This is a genomic window from Acinetobacter sp. 1294243 (assembly GCF_000588015.1).
In the GTDB taxonomy this organism is placed as follows: domain Bacteria; phylum Pseudomonadota; class Gammaproteobacteria; order Pseudomonadales; family Moraxellaceae; genus Acinetobacter; species Acinetobacter pittii.
In genome coordinates this window covers 1-1,751 of the sequence record NZ_JFXG01000050.1, presented here as the reverse complement: position 1 = coordinate 1,751, position 1,751 = coordinate 1, and the positions used below count along the sequence as shown (strand labels likewise).

The 1,751-nt window shown below is 51.2% G+C and carries 1 protein-coding gene; it reads right to left on the bottom strand.

What is annotated here, in order from left to right:
* Positions 1-1,751 (bottom strand): Ig-like domain-containing protein (locus J655_RS0104960; RefSeq protein ID WP_228132285.1); only part of this gene is annotated, 1,751 nt, incomplete at both ends.

Genomic DNA, 1,751 nt, shown 5'->3' with positions numbered 1-1,751 from the left:
TAGTAACTGTCACTGTTGAACCTGGTTCTGCCGTACCCGTAATCGGATCCGTGCCATTGATTGGGTCAATCTCTGGTGCAGTCGGAGCCAATGCATCTACAACTTCTGTTGCCGGTACTGATTCATTACCTGCTGCATCTGTCGCTGTTGCTGTTACAACATCGCCATCATTCAAGCCTGGGTTCGGTACTGTCCAGCTTCCATCTGTACCTGCAACAACTGTTGCTGTGGTGCCATCTGGATAAGTCACTGTCACGGTTGAACCTGGTTCTGCCGTACCCGTAATCGGATCCGTGCCATTGATTGGATCAATCTCTGGTGCATCTGGCGCGGTTGTATCTGAATCGCTGTCAGAATCAGAGTCACTGTCGCTATCAGAGTCTGAGTCGCTGTCAGAGTCAGAGTCGCTGTCGCTATCAGAGTCGCTGTCGGAATCAGAGTCGCTGTCAGAGTCAGAATCGCTGTCAGAGTCAGAATCGCTGTCGGAATCAGAGTCGCTGTCGGAATCAGAATCGCTGTCAGAGTCAGAATCGCTGTCGGAATCAGAGTCGCTGTCAGAGTCAGAGTCGCTGTCGCTATCAGAGTCGCTGTCGGAATCAGAGTCGCTGTCAGAGTCAGAATCGCTGTCAGAGTCAGAATCGCTGTCAGAGTCAGAATCGCTGTCGGAATCAGAGTCGCTGTCGGAATCAGAATCGCTGTCAGAGTCAGAATCGCTGTCGGAATCAGAGTCTGAGTCGCTGTCGCTGTCAGAGTCAGAGTCGCTATCAGAATCAGAGTCGCTGTCAGAGTCAGAATCGCTGTCGGAATCAGAATCGCTGTCGGAATCAGAGTCTGAGTCGCTGTCAGAGTCAGAATCGCTGTCGCTATCAGAATCAGAGTCGCTGTCAGAGTCAGAATCGCCGTCGCTATCAGAGTCTGAGTCACTGTCAGAATCGCTGTCAGAGTCAGAATCGCTGTCGCTGTCAGAGTCAGAATCGCTGTCGCTATCAGAGTCTGAGTCACTGTCAGAATCGCTGTCAGAATCAGAGTCGCTGTCAGAGTCTGAGTCGCTGTCGCTATCAGAGTCTGAGTCACTGTCAGAGTCTGAGTCACTGTCAGAATCCGAGTCACTGTCAGAGTCTGAGTCACTGTCAGAATCCGAGTCACTGTCAGAGTCTGAGTCACTGTCAGAATCCGAGTCACTGTCAGAGTCTGAGTCACTGTCAGAATCCGAGTCACTGTCAGAGTCTGAGTCACTGTCAGAATCCGAGTCACTGTCAGAGTCTGAGTCACTGTCAGAATCCGAGTCACTGTCAGAGTCTGAGTCACTGTCAGAATCGCTATCAGAGTCGCTGTCAGAGTCAGAATCGCTGTCGGAATCAGAGTCGCTGTCAGAGTCAGAATCCGAGTCACTGTCAGAGTCTGAGTCACTGTCAGAATCGCTGTCAGAGTCAGAATCGCTATCAGAATCAGAGTCGCTGTCAGAATCAGAATCGCTGTCAGAGTCAGAATCGCTGTCAGAGTCTGAGTCGCTGTCGGAATCAGAGTCACTGTCACTGTCAGAATCGCTGTCAGAGTCAGAGTCGCTATCAGAATCAGAGTCGCTGTCAGAGTCAGAATCGCTGTCGCTATCAGAGTCTGAGTCGCTGTCAGAGTCAGAATCGCTGTCGCTATCAGAGTCTGAGTCGCTGTCAGAGTCGCTGTCAGAGTCTGAGTCGCTGTCGCTATCAGAGTCAGAATCCGAGTCACTGTCAGAATCGCTGTCAGAGTCA